Consider the following 15,078-nt stretch of genomic DNA (forward strand, 5'->3'; position numbering starts at 1 on the left):
CGGCTCCCTTATTGTCCGGCGGCCGGAACCTTCACCACTCGTTCGACCGAGGGCGAGGTGGTATTGGTTCCCGGGTCGACGCCGACCGGCGAATAGGCCTCGTTGAAGATGCAGAGCGTGTCCGATCCACGCCGCAGGATGAACTTTCGGCTGATAGCGTGGACGAGAACGAGATCGCCCTGAACCGTCTTCTTCGGCACCAGGGCTTTCCGTCCCGTCGGAATTCTCTATGTACGCCGCGGGCATCTCCTTACCGCCGCAGGAGGCAAAGGTCGCCTCCTCACCATTATCGTAGGCCGCCTGCGGGTTTATTGCGGCGCCTTGTTGCGCCGAACAACAGTTGTTGGGGGGGCCGTATTCATCATGGATGCCGAGGACCTGATCGGCATAACCAGCCTCGGCCGCACGCTTCTTCGCCTCATCCTCGAGGCGTCGCCGCTCTGCTTCATCGGCTGGATAACGGTACTCATAGTAGAAATAGGTATTTTGCCCGGCATCGACCGACCCGTCTCGAACGACCAATTCCATCTGATAGCTGCGCTTGGAGCCGTCGCGCCGTGTCGTCACAACCGAGATGTTGGTGGCGGGTTGGTTCTCGCGTGGTTTGAGGAACAGGATGTGGCCGGCAGGTGCGACTTCCCAGGCAACGGTATTGCCGAGTGCCACATGAGCGATTTCCTCGTCTGGCGCGAACTCCACCTGGACCGAAGAACGGATCGTGCCGACGATGCGGGTGATATTGTAGGGTTGGTAGCTGACGAAACGCACGCGATTGTCCTGCTGCGCGCTGGTCGGAATCTCCAGGGCCTGAACAGGAAATGCTGCCAGTGCCGCCGCGATGACGGTGACGGCAAGGAACGATTGTTTTCAACACTAGAAGGCCTCCGCGGCCGGCCGCTCGCTGCTCACCACGAACCCAAGCGGGTTCACCAACCGGTCGCTGGAGGATATTGGGGCATTGGCATAGGAATAGGTGATCGTTGCCACCCAATGGGTTGTGCGGACATCTTCGCCGCGTGTGATTGTCCGCGTGTAGCGGACTGAAACGACATTGCTGTTGATGAGTGAGATTGACTTGATCCCGATACGGGACGTCGCCGAGCGCCCATAGACATTCTGCGGAGATTCCGGATTGCCGCCGCGATACGCGGCCGCAAAGCGCTGCTGCTCAGCCGCGTTCGACATCAGCGATGCGGTCCGGAAATTCTCTTCCGCTTCCGACCAGACATAGCCTTCGCGTGCCCGGACGTAACGGGCGGCGAAATATTTGGTGACCTCCTCGTCATAGTTGCCGGCGGTCGACGCCATGGCTGACACGACGTCGACGATGCCGGTCGAATTGTCGACGCGGATGACAAAGGGTTCGACCGTCTTGAGCGGCGTCAGCGCGACCACGGCGGCAACCGAGACGCAGGCCAGCACGCTGGCGACGATGGCGACGAACCAGGCGAGTCGTTTTGAGCGCTCGGCGGAGACCATCCGGTCCTGATCGAAGCGGCGCGCCTTGTCGAAATATTCCTTGAGACTGTCTGTCGTCACCATGCCCCCTACCCTGCCCGGCAAGCGGCGTGAGAGCCGGCTTCGTCGAATCCGGCGAAGGCTACGGTCGCGACGGTTGGTTCATGCTCGGCGAACGCCAAGGCTAACGCGTCGCCACCAGCGCGCGAGGATTGCTGTTGCGGATTGCCCTGTGCTTTCCCGGCATCCCAATCCCACATCGAACGATTGAGCGGACGCTTCGCGTAACCGTCGCATTTAGGCAGCGGGTAACTTAGCGTCGCGCAGCCGGAGACCGCCGCCAGCAGCCCCATCATTGTTACAACTCGAACTATATGCACGCTGAAATACCCCTCATGGTAATGGCGTCAGGCTCCTCTGCCGGTCAGCCTGCGCCAACTCCAACCGATCGCGCGCACTACGGTGTTGTTGTGCCCATCGCGCGCCGCGGTATAGCCATAGGTCAGCGAGGCACCGCCGGAGGCGAGCGCCGAGGCAATACCTGGCAGCTGATAAAAGACGTACAGTGACGCAAGCCCGATGGCGCCGACGGCGATCGGGCGCATCAGGACGTCGCTGTAAGCCTCGACAGTCGTAAACATGGTCGCGAAGCTGGTGACCAGCAGCGAGCCGACCGCGACAACCAGAACCTGCAGAATGACGAAGTTGGCGAGCTGCCCGATCCACGCCTCGGTGAAGCGGCGTGTCGACTGGAACATGGCCAGTGCGATGAAGATCGGTCCGATCGCGAGAACGATCGCAAGGGCGACCCGCGCATAGAGTGAAACAACATAGCCGATCGAGGCCACGACAAAAGTCACAAACACGACGACAAGACCGGCAAAACCGGTCAGCGGATCGACCGGCCATGAGGCCTGTGCCCAAATATCATTGGCGGATTTCTGACCCTTGTCGAGCAGACTGTCGAAGGTCGTAGCGCTCGGCGCGCCGCCGGTATTCAGTGCTTCGGAAACTTCCCTGGGCAGAATCTCGAAAAAGACGTTAGTCACATAGGTCTGATATTCGCCGGCGTTCCTCACCAGCATCAGTATGATGGCGAGCTTTATCGCCCGGAAGGCAAACTCCATGATCGGTTCCTGCACCGATCCGCGCAGGATCAGGAAACCGTAAAGGATCACGTAGAGTGTCAGCGCTGCTGTCAACGGCCCCGTCACCCACGCGCTGATCCCGCTTGTACCGGAACTGATGAAGTTCTGGAGCGGCGTCGTGAACTGGCGATCGAGGAAGTCGAAGACGGTGTACATGGCGCTATCCCCCCAGCGCCCTGTTCATGCGCTCGAGCCGGGCCTTGCCTTCCGCCTCTTCGGCATTGCGGCAATTGGGCGTCTCCCCGAGTTCACCGGGGTTCTCGCGGCACTTTCCGATATGATCAGCGCGCAGGCTCTCGTCGGCGAGAAATTCGCTGACGGTGATGACCGTAGCCGGAGGCGGTTCCGAACACGCCGCCAGCAATGCCATCATGACGAGAGCCGCGACATGCTTCATTGCGACAGCGCCGTGTTCATCGTGTCGATGCGCTTGCGCCAGTCTTCCGCCTTGCGCTGATCCTCGACCTGGGCCTGCGCCTGCTGGACCATCTGCAGCCCCTGCATCCTAAGGAGATCGGTCTGCAGGAAGGCACTTTCGGCCTGAATGCGCGCCTGGAGATCGGCGATGTCCTTGGCATCGCTTGCCGACGATATCTGCTGGCGCAACTGATCGATCCCATCGATGCGCTTGGTGGCGGCATCGTAAATCTGCTGGCCAAGGCTCATTTGGCCGGCATTGCGGTTCTGAACGCGCGCCAGTTCCTGGGCGTAGAAATCGTTGGCCGAGGTCTGGTAGGTCGAGTTCTCGCCGAGGAATTTCGAGGCGGCATCGCCGAACGCACCCGAGCCGTTGCCGCTGAGCAGGCTTTCGATCGCCGCAAAGTCTTGCGGTAAGGCTTTGCGGATTTCCGGCTGGTTCAGGAGGGAAACAACATCGGCCATGTTCGTCAGCTTGTTCAGCGATCCGAACAATTGCTCGGCTTGGGTGATTTGCTGATTGAGCGCGTCAAGCTGCGACTTGAGCTGGGTGATGCTCTCAATGTGCTTCAGGATCGCCGTCTGGTCGATCACGGGAATCCCTTGCGCGCCGGCGCCGCTGGCCGACAGGACAAGGATGGCGGCAGCCATCATCGATTTGCGCATACGCATCAGCCTGCACTCCTTTGCTGCTGGAAGAGAGGAAGCCATGCTTCCGGATCGTCGCCGGTCTCCGCCCGGATCGTATCGGCAAGTTCGACGTTGGCGGTGCGACCGGAGAGCACGGCGAGTTCGTCGTCGAAGCCGCCGAGATTGAGCTCGGCGACGACGCTGTTATGACCCTGCTTGACGATGAAGCGGCGGCTCTCGTTGGAGAGCTCCCGTGCGATCAGCTCATATTCCCGCTCGGTGAGCTTGAAGCCGTCGACGTAGTCGGCTCGACTGCCACGCGAGTTGGGCATGAAGACCTGGGTGGGGCACTGCTCGATGATGGTGTGCGCAATCGGAGAGTTGATCGCATCGCGCGGGCTTTGCGTGGCGAACAGCATGAGCCCATTCTGTTTGCGGATGGTCTTGAGCTTGTTCTGGGCGAGATCGCGAAAGCCTTCGTCGGCAAGCGCCTTCCAGAACTCATCGATCACGATGATGATGCGGCGGCCGTCGATCAGCTGCTCGACCCGGTGGAAGAGATAGGCCATCAGCGGCGTGCGGATTTCCTCATTGTCGAGGAAGTCGGTCATGTCATAGCCGACGAACTTGCCGCCAACACCGAAGTCTCCAAGGCCAATGTCCTCAATGACGTTATCGAATACCCAACCGAGCGGCCCTCCCCTCTCCCAGCGGCGCAATCGAGATGCGATGCCTTCGGGATCGGTGTTGTTGAGAAAGGTGCGCAGCGCGCCGATCGTGCGCCGCTCTACCGGCAGATCGGCGAGCCCATCGATGGCATTGGCGATGTCGCGGGTTTCCGCGACGGAGAGTTCTCGCGTTTTCGAGCCGACAAGCTTGGTCACCCATTGCGCCAGAAACACTTTGTTCTCCGGCGTCAGTTCCATGCCCTTCAGCGGGGCACAGCCGGTCGGCCGGCCATTTTTTAGCGGCAGGTATGTGCCGCCGGCGGCGCGCACGAAAAGATCGGCGCCGCGGTCCTTGTCGAAAAACACAATATTGGCATCAAACTTCTCGCCCTGCGACAGGATGAAGTTGAGCAGCACCGTCTTGCCAGAGCCGGAAGGTCCGCCGATGAAGGTGTTGCCGAGATCGCCATAGTGAAGATTGAAATAGAGCGGAGATCCCGACGCCGTCTTCAGCATGGCAACGGCAGGTCCCCATTCGTTGCCGTCGCGCTGACCGACCGGATAGGAATGAAACGGCGAAAAGGCCGCGAAATTCTTCGAGGTGATCGCGCCGGAGCGGACGCGATAGCGGAAGTTGCCGGGAAGCTGCGCCCACCAGGCCGCTTCCAGCCCGAGATCCTCGCGCGCAACGACCGCGCCGCCGTTGGTCAGATGGGTTCGGCTCTTCGCCAGATTGTCCGTTAATTCCCTCACCGTTCCGGCGAAGACCGTAAGCGTCAAGTGATGGTTACCCAGCACGAAGCGGTTGGATTCCAAATCGTCCAGCGCATCATCGAGCTCCTCGAGCTGCGACCCGGCCTTGTCGCCGGCGCTGACCATCTGGTTCTGCTTGCGTCCCATCACCGTCTTCGCATCTGACTTCGACAGGAATGAGAAGCTCTGGGTCAGGATCAGTTCATAGGGGACGGTCAACAAGCCATCGAACATGCCGGGCCGCGTGCGGGCCGGATATTCCTTGAAACCGAACATGCCTGCATAACGGCTCGATCCTTCGTGACGGATCTCGACCGTCTCGCGTCCGACAATGACGCGGTCGGAATAAATTGCCGATGAAACGCGGCCCTCGGTCAGCGGCACGGCTTCACGGCGGCCGCCCACCAGTTGGTGCAGCACTTCGCTCGGCTCCGAGAAGACAAGGCCGTCGCGCTCTTGAAGGGTGAGAACGCGCGGGCCGAAACGCTTCAGGCCGGCTGTAACGTCGACGATGGTGTCGTCGAGACGCTTGAGGGCATCCACATCAAGCTCCACCCCGCGTCGCCGCGCCTTGCGCAATCTCGACAGGAACGCTGCCACCCGCTCGGCTGCATCCTTGCCCGGGTGCCATACGAGGCTGAGATACAGATCGTTGCGGAACAAGTCCTCGCCGATCATGCGGTTGCGGTACTTGTCGTTCAGCGTGCGCGAGAAGGCGTTCGCGAATTCGCCGTCAGGATACTCGTTGTCGCGTCGCCGAACGACATGCGTCCACAGCGCCAGCCGCTCATCCGCGATGTTGCGGTAGAGCGTGTTGAGGTCCCGGTGCAGCGCATTGAGGTCCAGCGTGTCGGCCGTCTCGAACGACACGCCTTCGAGCGCGATGACCACCATCAGGGCACGGGAGTCAAGCGCGATCACCCGTTCATCGATGTGGCGGACGTAGGGGATGAAGGTCTCGGGTTCGAGCTCACGGCTCCTGACGGTCGCGGTACTAGGCAAGGCCGAGATCCCTTTCGTCATAGCGCCGAACGAGCTTCATCGGAGTGAGACTCGATCCGCCCCAGAACCCGCTGTTGCGGGTTCTGCCCCGCGTCTCGATCCAACCGAGCAGCACGCGGAACATATTGTGGTCGTGCTTGACGATGGCCTTGAAGATGACGTGGAACACCAGGCCCACGAGCGCGTAGGCCACGGATCCCGCGACTATGAAGAGGATCGTCGTGAAGATCATGTTGATCCCCATCGCCTCCATCGTCACGCCGCCAATCATCGCCGGCCTGGTGCAGGCGAGAAACAGCGTGTCTTCCTCAAGGGCAATCCGTTCGGTCACGCACTAGCCTCCTGAGATCATGTTGACGATCTCGGTCGCACCGAAGATGATTCCGATGCCAAGCACGACAAACGCCGCCTTGCGAAGATCGAGGTAGCCGAACATCCATGCGATCCCGACAATGATCACGGCGATGATGGCCAGCAGTCTGGCGACATTGCCGGTGAGCATGTTGACGATATTCTGCAGCACACTTTCGATGCCGCCCGCCTGGGCGAAGCTCGGCTCGACCAAGGACAGGGAAAATACCGCCGCCATCGTCGCGGTCGCCGCGAATGGCCTTATGCGAGCCGATAGGTTCATGGGCTCATCACTCCTTTTGCTCGTTGGAAAAGACGAGGACGGAGGATTGCCGCCCCGCGTTATAGACGTCCCATCGCGGCACTGAAGCCTGCGACCTCTGCTGGCTCTTCTCGGCCTGATCGCCTTCGGCCGTCGCGGCAGACGACTCCCCTGCCCTCTCGCGTGCGGGCAACGCCTGCGCCTTCGCTTCGACAATCTCGATACTGTCGAGTTGGTTGGACAGTCGCGCGCGCTCGGCCAGCACTTTTTTGTCGTAGCGCACCATTTCGCCGACTGAGGGGTCGCCATTGCCGAAATAGCTTCGCAGCATGACGGCTTCGGCCTGCGCCGTCGTCGCGCCGCCTTGGAGCGCTATTTGGTAGTAATGCTCAAGGAGCGACGCGCTGGCCTTGATGTTGAGGCAGAAGTCGAAGGTATCGCTGACGGAAAGGCCGAGCCGGCCGAGATTGCCGGAATTGATCCCGGCAAGTCCGAGGTCAATATCGTGGCCCTCGGCAATCAGGGTTGTCGCGGTTTCGATTGCCTCGGCTCTGGTTTTGGGCTGCTCGGCGAGCGGACGATCTGTGTTGATGCGGACGGCAAAGGGTTGGAAGCCGCTCTCGACGCTCACGACAGCCGCGATTGTTTCCGTGGCGATCTGCGGCGCGCAGTTTTGAGCGAGATCGAGGAAGGCAACCGGCATAGTTTAGAACCACACGCGCTGGCGGCCGGCGCCATCGATGGTAACGTCGACGTACCTCGGCTGCTCGCGCACATAAGGATGTTGGGTGACCAGTGCCTTGCAAACCCGCTTGCCGTCCTCGAAATGCCAGCGTCCCGAGGCGCCCCCATTGTCACGATAACTGCACATGGCGCTGCTAACGACTTTGGGTTCGGTGGAGACGCAACCGACTTCATTCCGACGATCCCCCGAACGCGTGACGAGACGGAACCCGGCATCGCAATAGTACGGCTCGTAACGGGGCTTCGTCGCTGTGAAGCCGACACCGCTGCAAATCGGGAAGGAACGGCCCTTCGCCAGATGCGACCACAACCGCTCAATCGGGGGGCGGCACTCGGCGTACTGCGTTGCGCCACCGGGATTCGAAAGGCATAGGAGAACCTGGCAACCCCAATCATCTGCCCGCGCAATGGAAGACGAAAACGTGTACAATGGAACGCAGAGTAAAAAGGCAGAAAGTGCCCGAATGACCGCATTTTTCATGCCCAAACTCCCGTTTGTCTCTCCACTGGCTCGCCGTCCGTGAGGCTTCACCACCTTGTCATACTGCACGTTAACGAATAGATAAGAAGATGCCAAGCCCATTAAACCAACGCTGGCACAACACGGTTTTTGCGACCTTGGCTACGCACGAGATCATGTCAAAGCCCCTGCCCGACGAGACGCCGAATTCGCGTCTGCGCCAGCTCGGCATGATGAATCTCCTGTACACGCTGCAAAAGGCAGATACGGCGCTGACCATAACGAACGTGACGGAAGTCACTGGAATGACAAGGAAAGCAGCGCAGGAAGCCATTGATCCGCTGGTCGTGCGAGGGCTTTTGAAAGAGTCCTGGGGGCGCACGTCAATCGGGCGTGGCAAGGCCCGGCAGTACGAGATCGCGCCGGAAATCTTCGAGAGGCTTCAGGGCGTTTACGGCTCCTAAACCGCGCTACGTGATCCTCAGTCGTTTGAAAAGTCGTCTTAAAAAGACTTCCATTACATGATGAAAACGCACAGTATTGCTTGCGCATAAGCGCGCTAGCATACTTCGCGCAACGACTCACCTGCTCTCACGCGCAGACTGATTCGTTTCGCGTAGACAAACCGTGTGATGGAGAAGCTATACGGCAAAAAAGGAACGGCCCCGGAAGTTGACGCTTCCAAGGCCGGTTCACTGAAGATCGAAATTCTTTGCTGGGGCTCTTTGGCGAGAACCGCAACCTGTGACGGGACGAATAGTCGCAAAAGCCCAAATTTGTGTCAAGGCAAAACGCCACTTCGGCGAACGATCCTGCTTGCCGTTTCGGGAGGTACCGNAATGAGCACTACTGAAGAATTTGCATCGGCCGAAGGATTGAACCCAGTGGCCGGTGTTCGTCGGATCACGCCCGCCGGCCTGGCCGCGCACCGGGCAGCTCGGGACTATGCTGGCGATCGGACACTGGCCGTAAAGCGGATTGAGGCATTGCAGTTGGCTAAGCGCGCGGCCGCCGCGTTGGGACTGAAGGCGGCGAAGATTGCGATGATAGACAAACTGTTCGGCTATTCGCCCGCGGCCGACTGGACCTGCAAGGACGCCAGCCCGATCGTCTGGCCCTCTAACGAGGCCCTCGCGCGGCAACTCGGCTTATCCATCTCTACGGCCCGACATCATCTGCGCGGGCTGGCCGCGGCAGGACTTATCGCGCATGCATCGCACCCCACCTACCAGCGTCGTGGTGTTCGGGACGACCAAGGCAAGATCGTGGAGGCGTTTGGGATCGACCTATCGCCGATCATCATGCGTTATGACGAACTTCTCGAGATCGCCCTTGCCTATGAGCAGGAAGGACGCGAGCGCAGGACGCTCTCCTATCAGCGTACACAGATCCGCAGAGAGATCGAGGCTGTCCTGGTGGCGGCGGAACGCGATGGGCTCGTGGGCAACTGGCAACACTTCCACGCGAGGCTGGATAGGCTGCGGGAATGCGTGCCGGGTGACCTGGGCCAATTCCGCGAGTTGATCGAAGAGTTGACCGTTCTCCGTGAGCAGGTTGAAGAGGCGTACCGAAGCGCGTCGCAACGCTCAAATTTAGACACCGCGGTGACGAGTTTTCGTCAGGTACAAACTACAGCGGATCTTCCCTGTGTAGAAGAAAGTAAAACCCCCCCCCCCGCCGTAACGGACAGACTTATTTCAGGCGCCCCACCCCGCCCCACCCCACTGACTTCCGGAAGAAGACTGGCAGATGCGCTAGCGGCCGCTGGAACGGATGGCAGGCCGGCGCTGAGCCCGGTTGACGACATCGGCAATGTATCGCTCGGACTGGTGCGAGCCGCCTGCCCTGCCCTTCAAAAGCACGTCCCCGAGGTCTTCGACAGTTGGACAGCGCTGCGGTCATCAGGCCGCCGGCTGTGCGCCGCCGCGACAATCAATGCCCAGGTATGGACCGAGGCGGAAAACTATCTCGGACCGGACGCGGCGATCGCCGCGCTTGCTGTCACTGTGCAGCGTGCAGACGATGGTCAGGTCGCCAACCCCGGCGCGTACCTCCGGAGACTCATTCAGCGAGGCAGAAGCGGGCAGTTACGAATTAGCAGGTCTTTGTTTGCGCTTGCCGGCGCCAGGGGCGGCGGCGTTCCAAATCATTCCTCGGGTCCTGTAGCTCCCTATCGCGGCTTTCCTTTGGAACGCATCAACTGGTCCGGCTGGGCGGACTTGGTGCGTGAGCATGCGCCTAAACCGACGCCTGATGTCGAGAGCGTGGCGGATGCCTTCCGGTCCTGGTGCCGCAAGGGAAATATCGATCTCGCCCAACCGAGCATCGAGAAGGCATTTATCGGATTCTGCAAGAAGTGGCGGAGGCGCTGATGAAGGCGCCGACGAGATACGTGGAGAGCCGAGCCCGCCGCTCTCCCCCGGCGATCTATGCCATTGGCTTTGCTTTGCGCTTGTTAGCCGCCGGTGTGGGTGTTGCGCATGGGCTGCCGGAGACGCTTACAGGCAAAGTGCAAATCTACGACGGCGTCACATTCGACTTAATTCAGGACGGTGGGCGGTATCGCATGGCAACCCGAATCCGCCTGGAAGCGGTCGATTCCTGCGAGCTCCGGCAGAAAGCGCGCCTTGGAAATGTGGACTGGCCATGTGGCGCAGTGGGAACCGCGTGGCTCGCATCCCGGACATTGGCCAAGGATGTCGAGTGCCGGCCAACCCGTGTTATTCGAGGAGGAGGGTACCATGCCCAGTGCTACGTCAATGGATTGGATATAGCAGCTTTGGGCCTGGAGGAGGGGATGTACGTCGTGGCGGTGCCACAAGGCGAGCAGCCACCTGCGGGCTACCCGGAGTTGGAAGCGAGGGCGAAGGCCGCAGGTGTGGGTATTTGGTCAAGCGAATTCATGAAACCTGCCGACTGGCGTCGCGCCTATGGCACCTACAATCCCTTGGCTCCGCAACGATGACCGCGAGCCGACGGAGCGGATGGTGAGTGGCAGAGTTGCCATGTGGCAACTGCGTGATTTGCATCCTTCACGTTGGTCAAGGAGGTTGAAGCCGACCGGTGCGTTTTCTCTCGGGTTAAGCTATCGTGCGCCGGGCTTCTCGATGGAACGCTTGTCGGAGCTTAGCCTGGGCTGCAGTCCATCTGGTGGCAGACAAGAGCAAAGGAGTCGCCGCCGGGCTGCTTGAAATTGAGGCGACGGAGAAGGCCGCGAGCGGGAAGACGGTTGAAAGAATTGTCCGGCACCGAGCGAATGACCGTGCCAACCTCTAGCTCCGCACTGATTAGCGTGAGCAGGTCGTAGGACAGGTCGCAATCCGAATTGCCATGTGGCAACGGCAGGCGATGTCATAGACGTAAATTTCCATTAACCTTAAACTCCTTGCATATTTACCCGACTCGGGGCAATTCTACCTACGAAAAATCGGCGTAGTTGGAACAGACCCCGTAGTTATGGAAAAAGCTCGTAGCACAAAAACCCTCGCTCAGGGAACAAAGCCGCTGATGACGGACGTCATTGCCGGCGATGGCGCCGCATTGTCAGCCGAGTTGCTGGCGATGCGTGAGGCTCTCTTTCCACCAGTATCGAAGAAGACGCTTCGCTCTTTTTCGTCCGTAGAGACCGCGAAGCTCATTGGCATCGCTGATGCATATTTGCGTCAACTTTCGATTGGCGGAAAGGGCCCGCAGCCGTCGATCGGCGCAGGCGGTCGCCGGTCGTATACCCTTGACCAGATCAATGAACTGCGAGCGGTCCTTGAGGAGGGCTCAAAGGGAAAGCGGTATGTACCGCACCGAAAGGGTGAAGAGCACTGCCAGGTAATGGCAGTGGTAAATTTTAAGGGCGGATCCGGGAAGACGACAACGGCCGCGCACCTTGCTCAATATCTCGCATTACAAGGGTACCGGGTACTCGCGGTCGACCTTGATCCGCAAGCCTCGTTCACGGCGCTGCATGGCTATCAACCCGAATACGATATTCAGCCGAACGAGACGATGTACGCAGCCGTGCGATATGATGACGAACGCCGCCCTCTCAGGGAAGTCATTCGCAAGACCTACATTCCAGGGCTTGATATAATCCCCGGAAATCTCGAGCTCATGGAGTACGAGCACGACACGCCGCGCGCTCTTGCGGAGCGCGATGCCGAGCCCTTTTTCGGACGGGTGGCTACGGCTTTGGGCACTGTCGCTGATGACTACGACGTCATGATCCTTGATTGCCCTCCGCAGTTGGGTTTTCTCACACTTGGCGCCCTCTGCGCCGCGACCGGACTTCTCATCACGGTCCATCCGCAAATGCTGGATGTAATGTCGATGTGCCAGTTTCTCTTGATGGCAGCCGACATACTCCGTGTGGTGCAGGGTTCGGGCGGTGATCTCGAGTACGACTTCATACGCTACATAGTGACGCGCTTCGAGCCGGCGGATGCGCCGCAGACTCAGATGGTGGCATTCATGAGGTCACTTTTTCGAGAGCGAGTGTTGAATAGCACGATGGTCAAATCCACCGCTATTTCCGACGCGGGCCTTTCGAAGCAGACCCTCTATGAAGTTGGAAAAGAGAACTTTGCCAAGCAAACCTATGATCGGGCGATGGAGTCTCTCGATTCCGTGAATGACGAAATCGACCGGTTGATGCAACAGGCATGGGGGAGGGCGACGTGAGCCGGAAGGACACCCTCAAGGCGATGCTGACACGCCGATCGGAGGAGTTGCCACATGGCAACTCGGAGCCAACTCCACTCACGCCACAGCCGCCGCATCCCGTTCCGCATGTCCAGTCGGGCGCGGTTGGTGCGATGGGAAGGTCGCTTGGCCAAATAGCATCTGCGGCAGAGCGCGCGAAAGCGTTAGTCGCTTCCGGTGCCGCTGTCGTTGAAATACCGGCTGATAAGCTCGCTGGTTCGTTCGCCCCAGATCGCCTAGACGATGAGGGCGCGGACTTTATGGTGCTCTATCAGGCGATAAAGGAGTCGGGGCAGAAAAGCCCCATCCTGGTTCGGCCTCATCCAGACAACCCCGACACATACCAGATCGCGTATGGCCACCGGCGAGCGAAGATTCTCGCAAAGCTCGGTCGGCCGGTCCGCGCCGTGGTTCAAAATCTCACAAACGAAGAACTCGTCGTTATCCAGGGGCAGGAAAACTCTGCCCGAAAGGATCTCAGCTACATCGAGCGTGGGCTCTTCGCGCTGACGCTCGAGGAGCAAGGTTTTGACAGAAGCGTGATTATGTCGGCTTTGAGCATGGAGAAAACGCAACTATCGCGACTTCTCTCGCTCACCAAGTCGATTCCCAGGAGTGTGATCACCGCAATCGGTCCGGCGCCGAAGGCAGGGCGGCCGCGGTGGAACGCTCTCGCCGAGCGGCTTGCCGCTCAGAAAAATCAAAGCCGTATAGATGCTGCGGTGAACGATCCGAAGTTTCTGGAGGCGGACACGGATCAGCGCTTTGTACGGGTTTTCAACGCTCTCGCCCCGAAGAAGACAGCTGGCCCCTCCAAGAGATCGGTTGTGACTGCGGCGAGCGGCCAAAAGATTGCGACCGTTGAACGGACGCCTAAATCGGTTGCCGTTGTGGTCGGTATCGAGGGCTCAATGGAATTCGGGGAGTTCGTGGCAGCCCGCCTGCTCGACCTTTACCAACAATTCGAAAGCGAAAAGGAGAAGACCGACTAAGCAGAACGTAAAACGTATAGGCCGCAAAAGAAAAAGGCCCCCGAAACCGCGTCCGGAAGCCCTTCTCAGTCATAAGCAAACAGAGAATCGCATTTCCGAGAATCGCAGTCAAGAGTCCCTTTTGGGATAGCGCCGTTTCGGCGAGCAGATTTCTTTTGCCTAGCAATAGGTAAAGGACAATGCAGACACATATTTCAACGACGCCCTTTGGGCGGCGAGCGCTGACGCTTGGCCAGATCGCCAGCCAGGCAACCGCAAAGGCAATGCCCAAGGAGGCAGCCGCCAATAAGTGGCTGGTCTTCCAGCATATCCGTGAAGCGCGCGAGCTGCTCGGAGCGACCGATCGCTCTCTGGCGATCCTCAACGCGCTGCTTTCATTCCACCGGGAAACGGAGCTCTCGGCCGAGGGGGAACTCATCGTCTGGCCCTCGAACGAGCAGCTCATGGCCAGGGCCAATGGCATCTCGCCGGCAACGCTTCGCCGCCATCTGGCTGTGCTGGTGGAATGCGGATTGATCATTCGGCGCGACAGTCCGAACGGCAAGCGCTTCGCCCGCAGGAGCAGGGCAGGGGAAGTGGAGCAGGCTTATGGCTTCGACCTGTCGCCGATCATCGCCCGTGCCGAGGAGTTTCGTGATCTCGCTGAGACTGTGCAGAAGGAAAAAAAGGCGTTTCGCGTTGCCAGGGAGCGTCTGACGCTGCTGCGGCGCGATATCGTCAAGATGATTGACACCGGGATCGAAGAGGGCGTGCCAGGTAATTGGGGCAGGGTGCTTCAAGCCTATCAAACGATCATCGCAACGCTTCCGCGCACCGCACCAAGGCAACTTTTCGAGGACATCTGCGGGCAACTCGCGGAACTTCACGCCGAGATCAGTGACGTATTGGAATCCTTCACAAAAACACAAAATTCGAACGCCAATGAGTCTCATTCTGAGCGCCACATACAGAATTCAAATCCCGAATCCAAATTTGAATCTGAACAGGGCTTTCGAGAAAAGAATGAAGCGAGCGGCAACGCTGCGGAAACCGACAACGTGCGGAGCTTGCCGAAGCGTGATTTGCCGTTGAGTATTGTGCTGGATGCCTGCCCTAACCTGCTGGAAATCGTTCAATCCGGCGAGATCCGCCACTGGCGCGACTTGCTTGCCGCCGCGGAACTCGGGCGAACGATGCTCGGTATCAGTCGGAGCGCCTGGCAGGATGCCCAAGGCGTCATGGGTGAGGTTCAGGCCGCGATCGCATTGGCTGCGATTTACCAGCGGTCGGATCAGATCAACAGCGCGGGCGGATACCTGCGCAGCCTGACAGACAAGGCGAGGGAAGGGAAGTTTTCCACCTGGCCGATGATCATGGCGCTGCTCCGGGCCAAGCTGGATGAGAGCAAGCGGCGGCAGTCAGAAGCCGAGGCCAACGCCGGCGGAGCACCGCGACTTGAGGTCTCGGAATCGCTCGTGAAAAGTCTGCAGAAGTTAAAGCCGCTGCCATGACGCGCTCGTTT

General features: G+C 59.6%; 16 protein-coding genes and 1 pseudogene. 6 read left to right on the plus strand and 11 right to left on the minus strand.

The window, feature by feature from the left end:
* Positions 1–8 precede the first annotated feature (8 nt).
* From B015_RS31980 to B015_RS31985, 11 genes and pseudogenes are all read right to left on the minus strand, one after another.
* Positions 9–840: pseudogene (locus B015_RS31980) on the minus strand (TrbG/VirB9 family P-type conjugative transfer protein).
* 33 nt (positions 841–873) lie between these two features.
* The gene (locus tag B015_RS0129570) at positions 874–1,542 is read right to left on the minus strand and encodes a virB8 family protein (protein ID WP_018431389.1); all 669 of its coding nucleotides are present in this window, start codon (positions 1,540–1,542) and stop codon (positions 874–876) included.
* 5 nt (positions 1,543–1,547) lie between these two features.
* The gene (locus tag B015_RS0129575) at positions 1,548–1,814 is read right to left on the minus strand and encodes a hypothetical protein (protein WP_018431390.1); all 267 of its coding nucleotides are present in this window, start codon (positions 1,812–1,814) and stop codon (positions 1,548–1,550) included.
* Positions 1,815–1,865: 51 nt separating this feature from the next.
* Positions 1,866–2,762, minus strand: a complete 897-nt coding sequence (locus tag B015_RS0129580) for a type IV secretion system protein (protein WP_018431391.1) — start codon at positions 2,760–2,762, stop codon at positions 1,866–1,868.
* A gap of 4 nt (positions 2,763–2,766) precedes the next feature.
* The gene (locus B015_RS0129585; RefSeq protein WP_011578792.1) at positions 2,767–3,003 is read right to left on the minus strand and encodes an EexN family lipoprotein; all 237 of its coding nucleotides are present in this window, start codon (positions 3,001–3,003) and stop codon (positions 2,767–2,769) included.
* Entirely contained in the window at positions 3,000–3,695 is a 696-nt protein-coding gene (gene virB5 / locus B015_RS0129590; RefSeq protein ID WP_011578793.1) for a P-type DNA transfer protein VirB5, read from the minus strand. The genes B015_RS0129585 and virB5 overlap by 4 nt, the downstream gene beginning before the upstream one ends.
* On the minus strand, positions 3,695–6,076 hold the full coding sequence (locus B015_RS0129595) for a VirB4 family type IV secretion system protein (protein ID WP_011578794.1): 2,382 nt from the start codon (positions 6,074–6,076) through the stop codon (positions 3,695–3,697). The genes virB5 and B015_RS0129595 overlap by 1 nt, the downstream gene beginning before the upstream one ends.
* Positions 6,069–6,407 carry a type IV secretion system protein VirB3 gene (locus B015_RS0129600; RefSeq protein WP_011578795.1) on the minus strand — a complete coding sequence of 113 codons (339 nt, stop codon included), beginning with the start codon at positions 6,405–6,407 and terminating at the stop codon, positions 6,069–6,071. Before B015_RS0129600 ends, B015_RS0129595 begins: the two co-directional genes overlap by 8 nt.
* Before the next feature lie 3 nt (positions 6,408–6,410).
* Positions 6,411–6,710 carry a TrbC/VirB2 family protein gene (locus tag B015_RS0129605; RefSeq protein ID WP_011578796.1) on the minus strand — a complete coding sequence of 100 codons (300 nt, stop codon included), beginning with the start codon at positions 6,708–6,710 and terminating at the stop codon, positions 6,411–6,413.
* 7 nt (positions 6,711–6,717) lie between these two features.
* Positions 6,718–7,392 (minus strand): lytic transglycosylase domain-containing protein, encoded by a 675-nt coding sequence (locus B015_RS0129610; RefSeq protein ID WP_018431393.1) that lies wholly within the window; start codon positions 7,390–7,392, stop codon positions 6,718–6,720.
* 3 nt (positions 7,393–7,395) lie between these two features.
* Positions 7,396–7,914 carry a hypothetical protein gene (locus tag B015_RS31985; RefSeq protein WP_011578798.1) on the minus strand — a complete coding sequence of 173 codons (519 nt, stop codon included), beginning with the start codon at positions 7,912–7,914 and terminating at the stop codon, positions 7,396–7,398.
* Positions 7,915–8,069: 155 nt separating this feature from the next.
* On the opposite strand from B015_RS31985, the gene B015_RS0129620 reads away from it, so the two are divergent.
* The 6 genes from B015_RS0129620 to repC (B015_RS0129650) all read left to right on the plus strand — a co-directional run bounded on the left by B015_RS0129620 (position 8,070) and on the right by repC (B015_RS0129650) (position 15,067).
* A complete protein-coding gene (locus B015_RS0129620) occupies positions 8,070–8,357 on the plus strand; it encodes a MarR family transcriptional regulator (RefSeq protein WP_245262446.1) in 288 nt (95 codons plus the stop codon).
* A gap of 375 nt (positions 8,358–8,732) precedes the next feature.
* A complete protein-coding gene (gene repC / locus B015_RS0129625; protein ID WP_018431395.1) occupies positions 8,733–10,265 on the plus strand; it encodes a plasmid replication protein RepC in 1,533 nt (510 codons plus the stop codon).
* Positions 10,265–10,858, plus strand: a complete 594-nt coding sequence (locus tag B015_RS0129630; protein ID WP_040457498.1) for a hypothetical protein — start codon at positions 10,265–10,267, stop codon at positions 10,856–10,858. The genes repC (B015_RS0129625) and B015_RS0129630 overlap by 1 nt, the downstream gene beginning before the upstream one ends.
* A gap of 542 nt (positions 10,859–11,400) precedes the next feature.
* A complete protein-coding gene (gene repA / locus B015_RS0129640; RefSeq protein WP_157632963.1) occupies positions 11,401–12,564 on the plus strand; it encodes a plasmid partitioning protein RepA in 1,164 nt (387 codons plus the stop codon).
* Positions 12,561–13,577, plus strand: a complete 1,017-nt coding sequence (repB, locus tag B015_RS0129645) for a plasmid partitioning protein RepB (RefSeq protein WP_198292932.1) — start codon at positions 12,561–12,563, stop codon at positions 13,575–13,577. Before repA ends, repB begins: the two co-directional genes overlap by 4 nt.
* 179 nt (positions 13,578–13,756) lie before the next feature.
* Positions 13,757–15,067: a plasmid replication protein RepC gene (gene repC / locus B015_RS0129650; RefSeq protein WP_018431400.1), complete on the plus strand. Its 1,311-nt coding sequence runs from the start codon at positions 13,757–13,759 to the stop codon at positions 15,065–15,067.
* Positions 15,068–15,078: the final 11 nt, after the last annotated feature.

Origin of the sequence: Hoeflea sp. 108 (genome assembly GCF_000372965.1) — a bacterium.
In the GTDB taxonomy this organism is placed as follows: Bacteria; Pseudomonadota; Alphaproteobacteria; order Rhizobiales; family Rhizobiaceae; genus Aminobacter.